At 70.5% G+C, this 14,333-nt stretch carries 15 protein-coding genes and 1 tRNA gene; 13 read left to right on the top strand and 3 right to left on the bottom strand.

Features of this window, described 5'->3' with window-relative positions; genetic code table 11:
- The first annotated feature begins 162 nt into the window (after positions 1-162).
- From ACFVW8_RS00465 to ACFVW8_RS00430, 8 genes are all read left to right on the top strand, one after another.
- Positions 163-723, top strand: a complete 561-nt coding sequence (locus ACFVW8_RS00465) for a hypothetical protein (RefSeq protein WP_389685362.1) — start codon at positions 163-165, stop codon at positions 721-723.
- Positions 724-732: 9 nt separating this feature from the next.
- On the top strand, positions 733-1,245 hold the full coding sequence (gene tadA, locus ACFVW8_RS00460; RefSeq protein ID WP_389685361.1) for a tRNA adenosine(34) deaminase TadA: 513 nt from the start codon (positions 733-735) through the stop codon (positions 1,243-1,245).
- Positions 1,246-1,323: 78 nt separating this feature from the next.
- Positions 1,324-1,408, top strand: a tRNA-Ser gene (locus tag ACFVW8_RS00455).
- A gap of 471 nt (positions 1,409-1,879) precedes the next feature.
- Positions 1,880-2,044 (top strand): hypothetical protein, encoded by a 165-nt coding sequence (locus tag ACFVW8_RS00450; protein ID WP_185092260.1) that lies wholly within the window; start codon positions 1,880-1,882, stop codon positions 2,042-2,044.
- Between the two features lie 11 nt (positions 2,045-2,055).
- A complete protein-coding gene (locus ACFVW8_RS00445) occupies positions 2,056-2,349 on the top strand; it encodes a Dabb family protein (RefSeq protein WP_362961493.1) in 294 nt (97 codons plus the stop codon).
- Between the two features lie 338 nt (positions 2,350-2,687).
- On the top strand, positions 2,688-3,521 hold the full coding sequence (locus tag ACFVW8_RS00440; RefSeq protein ID WP_389685418.1) for an RNA polymerase sigma factor SigF: 834 nt from the start codon (positions 2,688-2,690) through the stop codon (positions 3,519-3,521).
- A gap of 234 nt (positions 3,522-3,755) precedes the next feature.
- Positions 3,756-4,622: an RNA polymerase sigma factor SigF gene (locus ACFVW8_RS00435; RefSeq protein ID WP_384136762.1), complete on the top strand. Its 867-nt coding sequence runs from the start codon at positions 3,756-3,758 to the stop codon at positions 4,620-4,622.
- 57 nt (positions 4,623-4,679) lie between these two features.
- Positions 4,680-5,516, top strand: coding sequence for a hypothetical protein (locus ACFVW8_RS00430; RefSeq protein WP_389685360.1), 837 nt, complete (start codon positions 4,680-4,682; stop codon positions 5,514-5,516).
- Positions 5,517-5,551: 35 nt separating this feature from the next.
- On the opposite strand, the gene ACFVW8_RS00425 is transcribed toward ACFVW8_RS00430, so the two are convergent.
- Positions 5,552-5,764 (bottom strand): hypothetical protein, encoded by a 213-nt coding sequence (locus ACFVW8_RS00425; protein ID WP_389685359.1) that lies wholly within the window; start codon positions 5,762-5,764, stop codon positions 5,552-5,554.
- A gap of 537 nt (positions 5,765-6,301) precedes the next feature.
- Between ACFVW8_RS00425 and ACFVW8_RS00420 the strand changes: the two genes are divergently transcribed.
- From ACFVW8_RS00420 to ACFVW8_RS00400, 5 genes are all read left to right on the top strand, one after another.
- The gene (locus ACFVW8_RS00420) at positions 6,302-6,823 is read left to right on the top strand and encodes a MarR family winged helix-turn-helix transcriptional regulator (RefSeq protein ID WP_389685358.1); all 522 of its coding nucleotides are present in this window, start codon (positions 6,302-6,304) and stop codon (positions 6,821-6,823) included.
- 23 nt (positions 6,824-6,846) lie between these two features.
- Entirely contained in the window at positions 6,847-9,324 is a 2,478-nt protein-coding gene (locus ACFVW8_RS00415) for a DHA2 family efflux MFS transporter permease subunit (RefSeq protein ID WP_389685357.1), read from the top strand.
- Positions 9,325-9,500: 176 nt separating this feature from the next.
- Entirely contained in the window at positions 9,501-10,319 is an 819-nt protein-coding gene (locus tag ACFVW8_RS00410) for a YceI family protein (protein WP_389685356.1), read from the top strand.
- A gap of 39 nt (positions 10,320-10,358) precedes the next feature.
- The gene (locus tag ACFVW8_RS00405) at positions 10,359-10,829 is read left to right on the top strand and encodes a PPOX class F420-dependent oxidoreductase (protein ID WP_389685355.1); all 471 of its coding nucleotides are present in this window, start codon (positions 10,359-10,361) and stop codon (positions 10,827-10,829) included.
- 87 nt (positions 10,830-10,916) lie between these two features.
- Positions 10,917-11,858 (top strand): NAD(P)-dependent oxidoreductase, encoded by a 942-nt coding sequence (locus tag ACFVW8_RS00400; protein WP_389685354.1) that lies wholly within the window; start codon positions 10,917-10,919, stop codon positions 11,856-11,858.
- Here ACFVW8_RS00400 and ACFVW8_RS00395 read toward each other — a convergent pair.
- The gene (locus tag ACFVW8_RS00395) at positions 11,852-12,637 is read right to left on the bottom strand and encodes a TetR/AcrR family transcriptional regulator (RefSeq protein WP_389685353.1); all 786 of its coding nucleotides are present in this window, start codon (positions 12,635-12,637) and stop codon (positions 11,852-11,854) included. The two genes, ACFVW8_RS00400 and ACFVW8_RS00395, sit on opposite strands and share 7 nt — an antisense overlap.
- Before the next feature lie 93 nt (positions 12,638-12,730).
- Positions 12,731-14,254, bottom strand: a complete 1,524-nt coding sequence (locus tag ACFVW8_RS00390; RefSeq protein ID WP_389685352.1) for an MFS transporter — start codon at positions 14,252-14,254, stop codon at positions 12,731-12,733.
- Between the last annotated feature and the right edge of the window lie 79 nt (positions 14,255-14,333).

Genomic DNA, 14,333 nt, shown 5'->3' with positions numbered 1-14,333 from the left:
TCTCGCGAGGCCCTGCTTTCTGCCACGATTCCGATGGGCGGGACGCAGGGCAGCCGGACCACCGACTTCCCTCCCGCCGGACCGACACACCTAGGTTCTTTCGTTTGGATCGAGCCCGGTCTGATGCACACGAGAGGCCCCTAGACCAGTGGGAGAGTCACGGTGTACTTCGCCGCACTGCTCGCGCGCACCGAAGACGGGTGGGAAGCGAGCGACACGGATCTCGACGATGTGGAGACCCTGTCCGATCTGACGGATCTGGCCCGTGAAGCCTCGGTGGACGAGGACACGGTGCTCGTTTTCATCGAACAGGAGGACGCCTGGTTCGGCGTCATCCGGGTGGACGGTGAGGAGGACCCGCGCATCTACGTCTCGAACGCCTCCGCCGCCACCCGCTCCTCGTACGGGGAGATCCTGCTCACCGATGAACTGCTCGGCCGCGAACCCGGGGCCGAGGACTCGATTGCCGCACTCGAAGAACTCGTCGGCCTCGACGGTACCGAGGACGGCGAGCCGGACAACACCCCCGACAACGACCACGACGCCGACAACAACGATGACGACGACGGGCTCGACGCCGTACCGGCAGGTCCGCTCGGTGACACCGGGGTCCTGTCCGACCTCGGGCTCCCCGAGGCGGAGCTGCTGATGCTGCGGACCGACGCACTGGTGGAGATCGCGGACGCGCTGGGAGCGGCCGAGGTCCTGGAGACCGTCCGTTAAGGTCCGCGGGTGACCGAAGCACCGCACCCGCACGACCGGCCCCAACCGCACGATCCACCGCACGATCCCGTACGGAACCCGTGGCGGGCGGCCATGCGCCGCGCCCTGGACGAGGCCGACCGGGCGGCGGCGGCCGGCGATGTGCCGGTCGGCGCCGTCGTCCTCGCCCCGGACGGCACACCGCTCGCCTCGGGACACAACGAACGCGAGGCGACCGGCGACCCGACCGCGCACGCCGAGATCCTGGCGCTCCGCCGGGCCGCCGCCTCGCTCGGCGAGTGGCGGCTGTCCGGATGCACCCTGGTCGTCACCCTGGAGCCCTGCACGATGTGCGCGGGCGCCCTGGTGCAGTCCCGCGTCGCCCGGGTCGTCTACGGGGCCCGTGACGAGAAGGCCGGAGCGGCCGGCTCGCTCTGGGACGTCGTACGCGACCGGCGGCTCAACCACCGCCCCGAGGTGATCCCCGGAGTGCTGGAAGCCGACTGCGCGGCCCGCCTCACAGCCTTCTTCCGCGACCGCTGACCTGGCTTCCCCGCGCCCCCGGGGTACTTCGGGCCATCGGATTTCGAAGCACGGCCAGGATGGTCTAAGCTTTCTCTCGGTAGCGTGTCCGAGCGGCCGAAGGAGCTCGCCTCGAAAGCGAGTGTGGGGAAACTCACCGAGGGTTCAAATCCCTCCGCTACCGCAGGTAGATGAAGGGGCAGATCCGTTTGGGTCTGCCCCTTCACTGCGTTCCGTCCCGGTCGGTGGGTGCGACGCAGACCGGTCGTCGGACACGACGCAGGCCCCGGCTCGGGAACGAGCCGGGGCCTGCGTGCCGTGCGTCTGCTCAGGTCGGGGGAAGCGGCATCGGGGGGACAAGCCGCTCCCCCCGATGAGGACGGGCCCTACCAGCCCTCGCCGCGATCGGGGGGGTGCCGCGGCGAGGACCCCACAGAGGGGCCTGTCCCTCGCCCTGCGGACTTCTGCCACATCCGCCGGGCTCGTCATCCATCCTGCCTCCCAGCAGGAGCCACATGGCCGGGCAAAGGGCCCCGATCGCCGGGTCCTTGGTCCTTAAAGACCGGATGAGTGATCGGAAACAGCAGGCGGATACGGCCATGCGTGCGGATAGACTCGCCCGACTGCACAGGGAACGAAGGGGAGTCAGGGGCCGATGGTGCAAGCGAAGAAGATCGCTCTCTACTTGATAGTCGTCTTCGTGCTCTACACGATCATCACGTCCCCGGCCCGGGCCGCGGATCTCGTCCAGGTAGGGTTCGAAGGCGTTTCGAGTGCCGCACAGAGCGTCGGCGACTTCATGTCCGAGCTCGTGAAGTAGGAGTACCCCCCATGATCCGCCATCTGGTCCTGTTCAAGCTGAACGACGGCGTCGAGCGGGACGATCCGCGGGTCGTCGCAGGGGCCCGGGCCTTCCAGGAGCTGGCGGACAAGGTCCCCGGACTGGAGTTCTGGGAGTGCGCCTGGAACATCACCGACCGGCCGATCGCGTACGACTTCGCCATCAACTCGGCCGTGGCCGACGAGGCCGCGCTGAAGAGCTACATCGAGCATCCGGCCCACCAGGCGGCCGCCGGTCAGTGGCGTGAATTCGCCACCTGGGTGATCGCCGACTACCCGTTCTGACCCCTTCGGCCCTGCGAGCCCCTCACCACAGCGGTGAGGGGCTTTTCTTTGTGTTTAAACCGATTCAAGGTCAACACGGCGCTATGGGGTGCTTGCACATAGTGGACATGTCTTGTGATGCTATGACCGCTTTTGACGGATGAGTTGACCGAAGTTGACCGCAAAGGGGTGGCGTCATCGTGCCGGCCAGTACAGCGCCTCAAGTGCCTCCCCAGACCGTCCAGACGGCGCAGACCGCCCCGGCGGCAACGAGCGCCCCGGCGGCGCCGACCGCCCGGACGGCTCAGGCCCAGCCACCGGCGGGCCCGACGATCCAGTCGGCGCAACCGGCCCAGCCGGTGCAGCAGCCCGCGTCGGTGCAGACGATCGAGACCGAGACGCCCGACGACACCGTCACGCCCGCCAGGACCAGGGGCGCGGACACCAGGGCCCTCACGCAGGTGCTGTTCGGGCAGCTCAAGGGTCTTGAGCCGGGCACCGCGGAGCACGGACGGGTCCGGACGGCGCTGATCGAGGCCAACCTCCCCCTCGTGCGGTACGCGGCGGCACGCTTCCGCAGCCGCAACGAGCCGATGGAGGACGTCGTCCAGGTCGGCACGATCGGGTTGATCAACGCCATCGACCGGTTCGACCCCGAACGCGGTGTCCAGTTCCCCACCTTCGCGATGCCGACCGTGGTCGGCGAGATCAAGCGGTACTTCCGGGACAACGTGCGCACCGTCCACGTACCGCGCCGGCTGCACGAGCTCTGGGTCCAGGTCACCGGCGCCACCGAGGACCTGACGACCGCTCACGGCCGCTCGCCCACCACCGCGGAGATCGCCGAACGGCTGAAGATCTCCGAGGACGAGGTGCTGGCCTGCATCGAGGCGGGGCGCTCGTACCACGCGACCTCGCTGGAGGCCGCCCAGGAGGGTGACGGGCTGCCCGGGCTGCTGGACCGGCTCGGCTACGAGGACCCGGCCCTGGCCGGGGTCGAACACCGCGATCTGGTCCGGCACCTGCTCGTCCAGCTTCCCGAGCGCGAACAGCGGATCCTGCTGCTGCGCTACTACAGCAATCTGACGCAGTCCCAGATCAGTGCCGAACTGGGTGTCTCACAGATGCATGTGTCAAGACTCCTCGCCCGAAGTTTCGCCCGGCTTCGATCCGCAAACAGGATCGAGGCGTAACCGGAACGGGTAAACAGCACCCGAGCCGATCCCGCCGGACCAAATGCGGCACACCCCTTGTTAACTGCACAGACTCCCCCAAGACTTGTCGACAAGTCACTACAGCGTGTTGCCGACATGTGACATTCTGCGGGAACCGCGTTTGCCGCCGCCTCCCCTCCGGTATTCAGGTGGAGGCTGCGTTCCTCCGATGGTCGCGGCCACCGCGACCGTCCGCGACCTCAAGGGGGTGGCATGTCCGCAGAACAGGGCAGCTCGAAGGTGCTCACGCTCACCAAGAGCGCACCCGCACCCGTTGTGCTCACCAGCTCGTCGGAAGCCATCGACACCCGCACGCTGTCCCGCTCACTGTTCGTGCGGCTTGCCGCACTGGGTCCCGCACCGGGCCCCGAAGGAACGGACAGCCCGGAGCGGGCCTATGTGCGGGACACACTCATCGAGCTCAACCTGCCGCTGGTGCGTTACGCCGCGGCACGGTTCCGCAGCCGTAACGAACCCATGGAGGACATCGTCCAGGTCGGCACGATCGGCCTGATCAAGGCGATCGACCGGTTCGACTGCGAACGCGGCGTGGAGTTCCCGACGTTCGCGATGCCCACCGTCGTCGGCGAGATCAAGCGCTTCTTCCGCGACACCTCGTGGTCGGTGCGGGTGCCCCGCCGGCTCCAGGAGCTTCGGCTCGCCCTCACCAAGACCAGCGACGAGCTCGCCCAGAAGCTCGACCGCTCGCCGACCGTGCCGGAGCTGGCCAAGGCGCTCGGGGTCTCCGAGGAGGACGTGGTCGACGGCCTGGCCGTCGGAAACGCCTACACCGCCTCCTCGCTGGACTCGCCCTCACCCGAGGACGACGGCGGCGAGGGCTCGCTGGCCGACCGGCTGGGATACGAGGACGCGGCACTGGAAGGCGTCGAGTACCGCGAGTCCCTCAAGCCGCTGCTCGCCAAACTCCCGCCCCGGGAACGGCAGATCATCATGCTGCGGTTCTTCGCCAACATGACCCAGTCGCAGATCGGCGAGGAGGTCGGGATCTCCCAGATGCACGTCTCGCGCCTGCTGACCCGCACGCTCGCCCAGCTCAGGGAGGGGCTCATCGCCGACTGACCTGCGCGCAGCCGCGCAAGGGTTCCGAATTGACGGACCGTCAGCCACACTGGCGCGATGCGACGTCAGACATTCGGCCCGCCCGGCCGCCGGGGCACCATGATCGCCGCCTCGGCGGCCGTGCTGTGCCTGGGCGGGGCGCTGGCAGGCTGCGGCGACGGGTCGGGCGGTGACGGCTACACGGCCGTCGGCGCCGCGCAGGCGGCCCCCGGCAGGACACCGTCGGGCGCGGTGGCGCCCTCGGGGAAGGTCGCACTGGTCCCGCTGGACGGGTCCGGACGCGGGAGTGACGCCGGGGACGGGAGACGTGGGGGTGGCTCGCCCTCGCCGGGCTCCTCGGCCGCGGCCCGCGGGACGGGCGGTGCGAAGGCGGGCGGTGCGAAGGGCGGCGGTACGGACGCTTCGGGCGCCGCCGGCGGCTCCGGCGGCGACGCCGGGCGGCCAGGTGCTCCGGGTCGTACGCCGGGCGGTTCCGGTACCCCGGACAGTGAGGCCGGCGGCTCCACCGGCGGCAGCGGCTCCGGGAGCGGCAGCGGCTCGGCCGGCCCCGCGACCCCGTCCGCGCCGGGCTCCTCCGCTCCGGCAGGGCCCGCCGTACTGAAGGTCGGGGCCCCGGGGCGCGCGGCGGCGGACGATCGCTGGTGCGAGAAGGTGACCGTGGAGTTCCGCAACACCGGCGGTTCACCGGTGCGTTCGGGCACCGTCACCTTCGCCACGCACATCATCGGCGGGCTGGGGATCGACTGGGCGACCCGGGAATCGACAGCGCCGCTGCCCGCGCCGATCGACGCGGGAGCGGCGCGGAAGAAGACGTACACCGTCTGTGTGGACTCCTGGCGGGTGCCCCTGGGCATGCATGTCGAGACCCGGGACGTCACCGCCGTCTGGAAGTGACGGGCTGGAAGTGACGGATGGGGACGGAGAGCCGGTCAGCCGAGTGCGAGCCAGGCGACCGCGCCGAGGACGACGATCACCGCGACGACTCCGGCGATCAGTCCGGTCCTCGGCCCGGACGACACGGCCGCCGGCTGCTGCCGACGCTGCGGCTCGCCCTCGTCGACGAAGGCGCGGAACATCTGAGTGTTGCCTGCCGGGTCGCCGGTGCCCTCGGGACCCTGCGGTGCGTGGGGATTGTGTGCCATGGGCCAGGACCCTAGCGAACTCGGCGGAAGCGCCCAACCCCCAGGGCGGTGAAGGCACGAGGCCGCAGCCGGGGATCCGGTGGAGAAGGAGCGGATGAGCTGCGGCGAACCGCACGGTCCCGCCGGGCACCGCCCGGACGCCGGACCGGGGCGTCCCGCGCAACATCGCTGCGCGGCAAGCAAGTTGGGGTGCACAGCAGGCCCCACGCACCCGACCTCCCGTATATATGCGCGAAGGGCGACCGGCGCCTGCGCGAGGGGCGGCCGCACACCGCTCACGAGCGCGGGAAAGCGCGGGAAGGGTGAACCCGGCCCGGCCGGGGGCCTGGCTGCGGGCGGCGCCCCGCACGCCTCGGGTGTGGCACGAAACACATCCGCCACCCGCGCACCGCACACGCTGGGGGTTTGACTCGAGCTCTACGCAGCCTTTTGCGTTCCTTTACTTGTGCAAGCCTCTTTTCGTTTGCCTGCAGCAACCAACGGCTTCTATGGTTGCCCTAAGCAACAAGATGACGGTGTGAGATGTCTGGGGGTCCCGTGGCCGCACGGAGTCAGTACGAAGAACTGTCCCAGCAGCTCAGCGCCATCGGCGCGGTGAAACGAGGACTCGGCCGCATCCTGCCGCCGGAATGCCCCGCGGGTTCCGCCGCTGTACTGGCTCTGCTGAGCCGGCACGGCGAGATGCGGATCAGCGGGCTTGCCGAGCTGCTCGACGTCGACATGTCGGTGACCAGCCGGCACGTCGCCCACGTGGCAGAACGCGGCTGGATCGAACGGTCCCCTGACCCGGCGGACAAGCGCTCACGGATCCTGCGGCTGACCCCTGCGGGCAAGGACGTGCTGTCCGACCTGAACTGCCGGACCACCGAAATGTTCGCCCACCATCTCCAGGACTGGTCCGACGAAGAGGTCGGACAGCTCAACACCCTGTTGGCCCGGCTGCGCGACAGCTTCTCCTGTCGCGGTTCCGGCGGGTGCGCCCCCGGAAAGCACAGCGGCGAGTGCCGCTCCCGGCAGGCCGACAGTCACAACGGCTCGTACACCCGTACACCCGTGTAACAGAAGCAAAGACAAGGATTTAAATGGCTACGACCACACCAACCGGTGTGCGGGGCGGCCACGCCAAGCACGGAGGGAACGACTCCTCCGACGGCACGCCGATGACACACCGGCAGATCATGGAAGCGCTCACCGGGCTGCTGCTCGGCATGTTCGTCGCGATTCTGTCGTCCACCGTCGTCTCCAACGCCCTGCCGGAGATCATCTCCGACCTCGGCGGCAGCCAGAGCTCGTACACCTGGGTCGTCACGGCCTCGCTGCTGGCGATGACGGCGACCACCCCCCTGTGGGGCAAGCTCTCCGACCTGTTCAGCAAGAAGCTGCTGGTCCAGATAGCACTGATCATCTACGTTCTCGGCTCGGTCGTCGCCGGTCTGTCGACCAGCAGCGGCATGCTGATCGCCTGCCGTGTGGTGCAGGGCATCGGCGTCGGCGGTCTCTCCGCCCTCGCCCAGATCGTGATGGCCGCGATGATCGCCCCGCGCGAGCGCGGTCGCTACAGCGGCTACCTCGGCGCGGTCTTCGCCGTCGCCACCGTCGGCGGCCCGCTGCTCGGCGGTGTCATCACCGACACCAGCTGGATGGGCTGGCGCTGGTGCTTCTACGTCGGCGTGCCGTTCGCGATCATCGCCCTCATCGTGCTCCAGAAGACCCTGAAGCTCCCGGTCGTCAAGCGCGAGGTCAAGGTCGACTGGACCGGCGCCTTCTTCATCAGCGCCGCGGTCTCGCTGCTGCTGCTCTGGGTGACCTTCGCGGGCGACAAGTACGACTGGATGTCCTGGCAGACCGGCGTGATGCTGGCCGGCTCCCTGGTCCTCGCGCTGCTCTTCGTCTTCACCGAGTCCCGGGCCCGTGAGCCGATCATCCCGCTGCGGCTCTTCCGCAACCGCACCATCACGCTGGCCTCGCTGGCCTCGCTGTTCGTCGGTATCGGGATGTTCGCGGGCACCGTCTTCTTCAGCCAGTACTTCCAGCTGGCGCGCGGCAAGTCGCCGACGATGTCCGGTGTGATGACGATCCCGATGATCGCGGGTCTGTTCATCTCCTCGACCCTCTCGGGCCAGATCATCACCAAGACGGGCCGCTGGAAGGCCTGGCTGGTCAGCGGCGGCTTCCTGCTCACGGCAGGGCTCGGCATGCTCGGCACCATCCGGTACGACACCACGTACTGGCACATCGCGATCTTCATGTTCGTGATGGGTCTCGGCATCGGCATGATGATGCAGAACCTGGTGCTCGCCACCCAGAACCAGGTCGACCCCGCGGACCTCGGCTCGGCCAGCTCCGTCGTCACCTTCTTCCGTTCGCTCGGTGGTGCCATCGGTGTCTCGGCACTGGGCGCCGTCCTGGCGAACCGTGTCACCCACTACGTCAAGGACGGCCTCACCGACCTCGGTCCCCAGGGCGCGTCCATGGGCACCGGCGGCGGCGGCATCCCCGACCTGGACAAGCTGCCCCCGCCCTTGCGTACGGTCGTGGAGGGCGCCTACGGGCACGGCGTCGGTGACGTCTTCCTGTACGCGGCTCCGGCGGCCCTGCTCGCCTTCCTGATCACGATCTTCATCAAGGAGGTCGCGCTGCGGACGAAGGCGGCGAACGACGCCCCGGCCGAGGCCGAGGCGCTCGCCGAGGTCCCGTCCGGTACCGCCGCACTGGTCTCCGAGGGTTCGGCCGGCGTCACCGCCGTCGACACCGTCGTCGACATGGGCAAGGCCGCTCCGGTGGCAGCCGTGCAGGGCACAGCGGTACGCGGTGTGGTGCGCGGCGCCGAGGGCGCACCCGTCGGACAGGCCGCGGTCACCCTGATCTCGCTGGGCGGCAGGCAGCTGGGCATCTCGGTCGCGCAGCCCGACGGCAGCTATGTTCTGGACGCCCCGGGCGCCGGTTCGTACGTGCTGATCGCGTCTGCCGACGGCTTCCAGCCGCAGGCGTCCACCGTGGTCGTCGGCGAGGACGCACTCGCCTACGACATCCTGCTCGCCGGTACGAGCGGTCTCGCCGGAACCGTGCGGGCCGCCGAGGGCGGTGCGCCGGTCGAGGGCGCCATGATCATCGTGACCGATGTGCGCGGCGACGTGCTGGCCACCGGCAAGTCCGGTGAGTCGGGCGAGTTCACCTTCGGTGAGCTGGTCCCCGGTGCGGTGACCGTCGCGGTGAACGCCGCCGGGTTCCGCCCGATGGCGCTCTCGGTGGAGGTCGGCGGCCAGGGTGTCACCCGGGTCGAGGCCGCACTGCGCGCCGGTGCGCTGGTGCAGGGCGTCGTGCGGGCCGGTTCCGGCCGGCGGCCGCTGCCGGACGCCCGCGTCACGCTGATCGACGCGGCCGGCAACGTGATCGCCAACTCGACGACCGGGGAGGACGGGGCGTACGCCTTCACCGACCTGGACGCGGGCGAGTACTCGGTCATCGCGACCGGCTACCCGCCGGTGGCCGGCGCACTGACCGTGGCCGGTCGCGGGGTCGACGGCCACGACATCGAGCTCGCCCACCCCGGCGAGTAGTCAAGACCCCTGGCGGGACGGCACTTCGAGCGGAGAGGCTGTCCGGGCAGTGGAAATGGGCCCCGGTGGCGGGGACGGCAGGCAGGGGACGGCCTGCCGTCCCTGCCCCGGGGCCCGACTCATTGAGTGACCTCTTCCGTGAGCGGACGGGTCATTGAGCAAGGAGAGAAAACGGGATGGGACTTCGCGCACAGGTACGGACGCGGGACGGCTGGGCCGTCCAGCACGCGGTCGTGACGGTCACCGACATGACCGGTACGCAGGTGCTGCGGGCCGCCGCCGACGAGGACGGGACGGTGGCGGCGGATGCCGCACTGTCCGCAGGCGCGTACACCGTCATCGTGACGGCGGTCGGGTACGCCCCCGCCGCCTCGACCGCCCTCGTCACGGCGAGCGGCCGGGTCGACGCCGGCACGGTGGTACTGGCACGCCAGGGCGGTGTGGAGCTGCCGCCGCCGGGCGCCTGGTCGCTGGACCCGGCGCACTCCTCGGTGGGCGCGGTCGCCCAGCACCTGGGGATCTCCAGCGTGCACGGCCGGTTCACCGAGTTCGGCGGCCGGATCGAGATCTCCGAGGACGTGCAGCGCTCCCGGGTGGACGCGGTCATCAGCGCGGCCAGCATCGACACCGGCAACGGCATGCGGGACAAGCACCTGCGCTCGCCGGACTTCCTCGACACGGACCGGTACCCGGAGATCACCTACCGCTCCGGCGGGCTGACCCCGGCCGGCCCCGACCGGTGGACCGTGCACGGCCAGCTCTCGCTGCACGGGGTGGAGCGCCCCGTCGACCTCGACCTGAGCTACCTCGGTACCGGCCCCGACCCCTGGGGCGGCGTGCGCGCGGCGTTCAGGGCGACGGCCGAGCTGCGCCGCGAGGACTTCGCCATGAACTACAACCAGGTGGTCCAGGCGGGCATCTCGGCGATCGGCACGACGCTGCGGGTGGAGCTCGACATCCAGGCCGTGCAGGGCGACTCCCTTCCGGCCGCCTGATCCGGCCGTCCGGCACCTCACGGTCGTAGGCTCTGTTCCATGGCATCCAACATCGCGACCAACACCGCCGTGGAACTCGACGAGTTGCTGGCATTCGTACGGCCACGGCACCGGGCGGTCCTGCTGACCACCCGGTCCGACGGCCGCCCCCAGGGCTCCCCGCTCACCTGCGGCGTCGACGAGGCGGGCCGGATCGTCGTCTCGACGTACCCCGAACGGGCCAAGACCCGCAACGCCAAGCGGGACGAACGGGTGAGCCTGATCGTCCTGTCCGACGAGTGGAACGGGCCGTGGGTGCAGATCGACGGCTCGGCCGAGGTGATCGACTCACCGGATTCGGTCGAGCCGCTCGTCGAGTACTTCCGCACCATCTCGGGGGAGCACCCGGACTGGGACGAGTACCGGGCGGCCATGGTGAAGCAGGGGAAGTCGATCATCAGGATCACCCCCGAGCGCTGGAGCCCGATCGCTACGGGCGGCTTCCCGGCGCGGCTCGCGTCCGATGACTGACCTGGTGGCCCTCCGGCCGGCCGTACTTCCCGCCCGGCCGGCGTCCGGGGCGCGGGGGCACGGGGACAGCGCCACCGGGCCCGCCTCGTGACCGTTGCGGCGATCGGTGCCGAAGACCTCGCGCGGCTGCGGCTGCTGGCCGCACCCGGCCTCGCCGCACCCGTGGTCCGCTCACTGGAGCGGACCTTGGGGCGCCCGGTGGAACAGGTGGGCGAGGACCCCGCGGTTCCGGACGGCCCCTATGCGTACGTCGGTGCGACGCTGCCGGAGGCGCTGCGCGGGGACGGGCTGCTCTGGTTCCACAGCGTGAACGCCGGGACGGACGCCCTGCTGGACGCCGGGCCCTGGCCGCCCGGCGCGCTGCTCACCCGGACGGTGGGCCGGATGGGTGAGCGGATCGCGCAGTACGTGCTGGCCTGGGTGCTGGCCGGCTGCCAGTCCGTCCCCGAGTTCGCCGCGCAGCAGGGCCGGGCCGAGTGGCGCCGTATCCCTTCCGAGCTCGTGTCCGGGCAGACGGCCGTGGTCCACGGCACCGGCCGGATCGGCTCGGCCGTCGCCGGGCTGCTGCGGGCCTGCGGCATCCGGACGGTGGGCGTGGCCCGCACCCCGCGCGAGGCTCCGCCGGGCTTCGACGCGACGGCCGGTCGGGACGAGCCGGTGGCCGCCCGCTGGGTGGTCTCCGCGCTTCCGCTGACCGGGGCGACCCGGGGCTACTTCGGGGCGGAGCGGTTCGCGGCCATGGGCGGCGCCGCGTTCATCAATGTGGGCCGGGGCGCGACCGTGGACCTGGTGGCGCTGGAGGCCGCGCTGCACGCGGGCACGGTGGGGAGCGCGGTGCTCGACGTGCTCCCCGAGGAGCCCGCCGCGCCCGGCGACCTCTGCTGGCGGCTGCCCCGGACGGTGGTCACTTCGCACTCCGCGGGCATCACGGCGGACGAGGACATCGTCGCGGACTTCGCGGAGTGTCTGCGGGAGCTCGTGGCGGGCCGTGTTCCGGCGCTGGCCGTGGACCCGGCACGCGGCTACTGAACGGACCCCGGGGAACGCTCCGTGCGTCCGCGCATCGCCTCGATGCCCGCGATCAGCAGGTCGAGGGCGAAGGTGAAGTCCCGCTCCCACATCTCCTCGACGGTGCCGCCGCCGCGCGCCTCGATCATGCTCTTCGAGGCCTCCATCAGGTCCTTCAGCTGCGGCTGGGCGCTGATGGTGCCCAGCGACTCCCGGTAGAAGTCGTCCTGGCTGAGTCCCGCCGCCGCGGACCGCTGCACGATATGGCCCTCGATGGTGCCGAACCCGTACACGAACTGGAAGACCGCCGACATCGCGCCCGGCTGGTGCCTCAGCGGCAGTCCGGTGGCCCGGATGATGTCCTGGACGGCGTAGGAGAAGAGCAGCGAGTGCGGGCCGATGTTCAGGAAGTTCCCGGCCAGCGCGGAGGCCCAGGTGTGCCGGACGAGCATGCCCCGGTAGCTGGTGGCCAGTTCGCGCAGCCGGTCGCGCCAGTCGGCGTCCGTGGCCGGGGGCGCGATCTCGGCGTGGACCGAGTCCAGGGCCAGCTCCAGCAGATCGTCCTTGGTGTCGACGTACCAGTAGAGGGACATCGCGGTGACGTTCAGCTCGGCGGCGAGGCGGCGCATGGAGAACCTGGCGAGGCCCTCGGCGTCCAGCAGCCGGACCGACGCGGCCGTGATCCTCTCCCGGTCCAGACCGGCCGGCTGGTCCGATCTACGGCTGCGCGTCGGAACCCTGCCGTCGAGCCACACACTGGTCCTGGCAGGGTTCTTCACGCGGTCGGCCGCGGACACCATGGCGCACTCCCTTGTCTCGCCGGCGGGACGAACCGGATACGCACCCCTTGCCCAGAAACCGGAGTCTTACGATCCGGTCCATCCCGTCCGATGCTATGCCGCTGCCGCGGCCGGGTCAGCCCGAGCCGATTCTGCCCGCTCCGCACGGCGCAGCAGCACGGCGGCCAGCAGTCCGCCGGCCAGCACCGCCACCGCCCCGACCAGCTGACTCGTCTCAAGACCCGAGGCGAAGGCGTCCGTGATGCGCCGGCGCTCCCCCTCGCCGGTCGCGGCGGCCAGTGCCGCGGGCAGCGAGGCGGCTCCGACGGCGGTGGGGACGAGCGCCGCGAACCGGGAGTTCAGCACCGCGCCGAGCACCGCGACCCCGAGGCCGTTGCCGCATTCGGCGAGGGTGCCGTTGACCCCGGCGCCGACGCCCGCCTTCTCCGGCGGAATGGCGCTCATGATCGCGTTGGCCATGGCGGGCATGGCGAGCGCGATGCCCGCCCCCATCACGACCAGGCCGAGGAGCATGCCGCCGTAGCCGTGCCCGCCCAGCAGGGCGATCGCCGCCAGACCGGCGGCGAGCAGCCCCATGCCGGCGGCGATGGTGACGGGGGTGCCGAGCCTGGGCACCAGCCGCGCGCCCAGGCCGGTCAGGTTGAGCGCGACGACGCTCAGCGCCAGCGGGGCCGTCCGCAGACCGGCCTCCAGCGGACCGTAGCCGAGGACGAACTGCAGCTGCTGGGTGAGCAGGAAGAGCGAGCCGCCCATTCCGAAGGCGACCAGGATCGCGCCCGCGACCGCGCCGATGAACTGCTGGTTGCGGAAGAAATGCATGTCCAGCATCGGATACGGGATGTGCAGCTCCCACAGCACGAAACCGGCGAGGACGGCGATCCCGACGAAGGCGGTCAGCAGCACCTGGCCCGATGTCCAGCCGTGCCCGGGCCCGGAGATGATCGCGTACACGACCGCGGCCATACCGATGGTGGAGAGCAGCGCGCCGAGCAGGTCGGGACGCTCCCCGGCCGGGCTCTTGGACTCGGGCACCAGCCGGGCCACGGCGATCAGGGCGATGACCGCGACCGGGATGTTGATCAGGAAGATCGCGCCCCACCAGAAGTGGTCGAGCATGACCCCGCCGATCAGCGGGCCGACGGCGAAGCCGACGGAGTTGACGGTCGACCAGATACCGATCGCCTTCACCCGGTCTCTCTCGTCGAAGATCTGGACGACGACGGCAAGGGTGGTGGTGATCAGCAGCGCGCCGCCGATGCCCATCCCGGCGCGCGCGGCGATCAGCTGCGCGGCCGACTGGGCGAGCCCGGCCACCAGCGAGCCGATGCCGAACAGCGCGAGGCCCGTGATCAGCATCTTCTTGCGCCCGTAGCGGTCGGCCGAGCTGCCGGCGGTCAGCAGCAGACCGGACTGGACGAGCGAGTAGGCGTTGATCATCCACTGCACGTCGGCGGTGGAGGCGTCCAGTTCCCGGGTGAGGGAGGGGATCGCGACGTTGAGGACGGTGTTGTCGAGCAGCACGGTGAGCTGCGCGAGGCAGATCACGCCGAGGATCAGCCAGCGCTGCGGATGGCTCGTCGGCGAGAGCTGGTTGTGCTCGGCGGCTTTCGCCGTCATACGGACTCCCGGGTCGCTCCAGGCCCCTATACGGCGTACAGGGAAACGACGTACACCGTATAAGAGCTCCGTCCGGGCG

Origin of the sequence: Streptomyces sp. NPDC058221, from assembly GCF_042882365.1 — a bacterium.
Lineage (GTDB): Bacteria > Actinomycetota > Actinomycetes > Streptomycetales > Streptomycetaceae > Streptomyces.
This window is presented reverse-complemented; position numbering and strand designations above follow the sequence as displayed.

Excerpts from the sequence above, each read along its gene's own strand:
- ACFVW8_RS00450 (WP_185092260.1), top strand. The coding sequence starts at position 1,880 with ATGGTGCAAGCGAAGAAGATCGCTCTCTACTTGATAGTCGTCTTCGTG.
- ACFVW8_RS00445 (WP_362961493.1), top strand. The coding sequence starts at position 2,056 with ATGATCCGCCATCTGGTCCTGTTCAAGCTGAACGACGGCGTCGAGCGG.
- ACFVW8_RS00435 (WP_384136762.1), top strand. The coding sequence starts at position 3,756 with ATGTCCGCAGAACAGGGCAGCTCGAAGGTGCTCACGCTCACCAAGAGC.
- ACFVW8_RS00430 (WP_389685360.1), top strand. The coding sequence starts at position 4,680 with ATGCGACGTCAGACATTCGGCCCGCCCGGCCGCCGGGGCACCATGATC.
- ACFVW8_RS00425 (WP_389685359.1), bottom strand. The coding sequence starts at position 5,764 with ATGGCACACAATCCCCACGCACCGCAGGGTCCCGAGGGCACCGGCGAC.
- ACFVW8_RS00415 (WP_389685357.1), top strand. The coding sequence starts at position 6,847 with ATGGCTACGACCACACCAACCGGTGTGCGGGGCGGCCACGCCAAGCAC.
- ACFVW8_RS00410 (WP_389685356.1), top strand. The coding sequence starts at position 9,501 with ATGGGACTTCGCGCACAGGTACGGACGCGGGACGGCTGGGCCGTCCAG.
- ACFVW8_RS00405 (WP_389685355.1), top strand. The coding sequence starts at position 10,359 with ATGGCATCCAACATCGCGACCAACACCGCCGTGGAACTCGACGAGTTG.
- ACFVW8_RS00395 (WP_389685353.1), bottom strand. The coding sequence starts at position 12,637 with ATGGTGTCCGCGGCCGACCGCGTGAAGAACCCTGCCAGGACCAGTGTG.
- ACFVW8_RS00390 (WP_389685352.1), bottom strand. The coding sequence starts at position 14,254 with ATGACGGCGAAAGCCGCCGAGCACAACCAGCTCTCGCCGACGAGCCAT.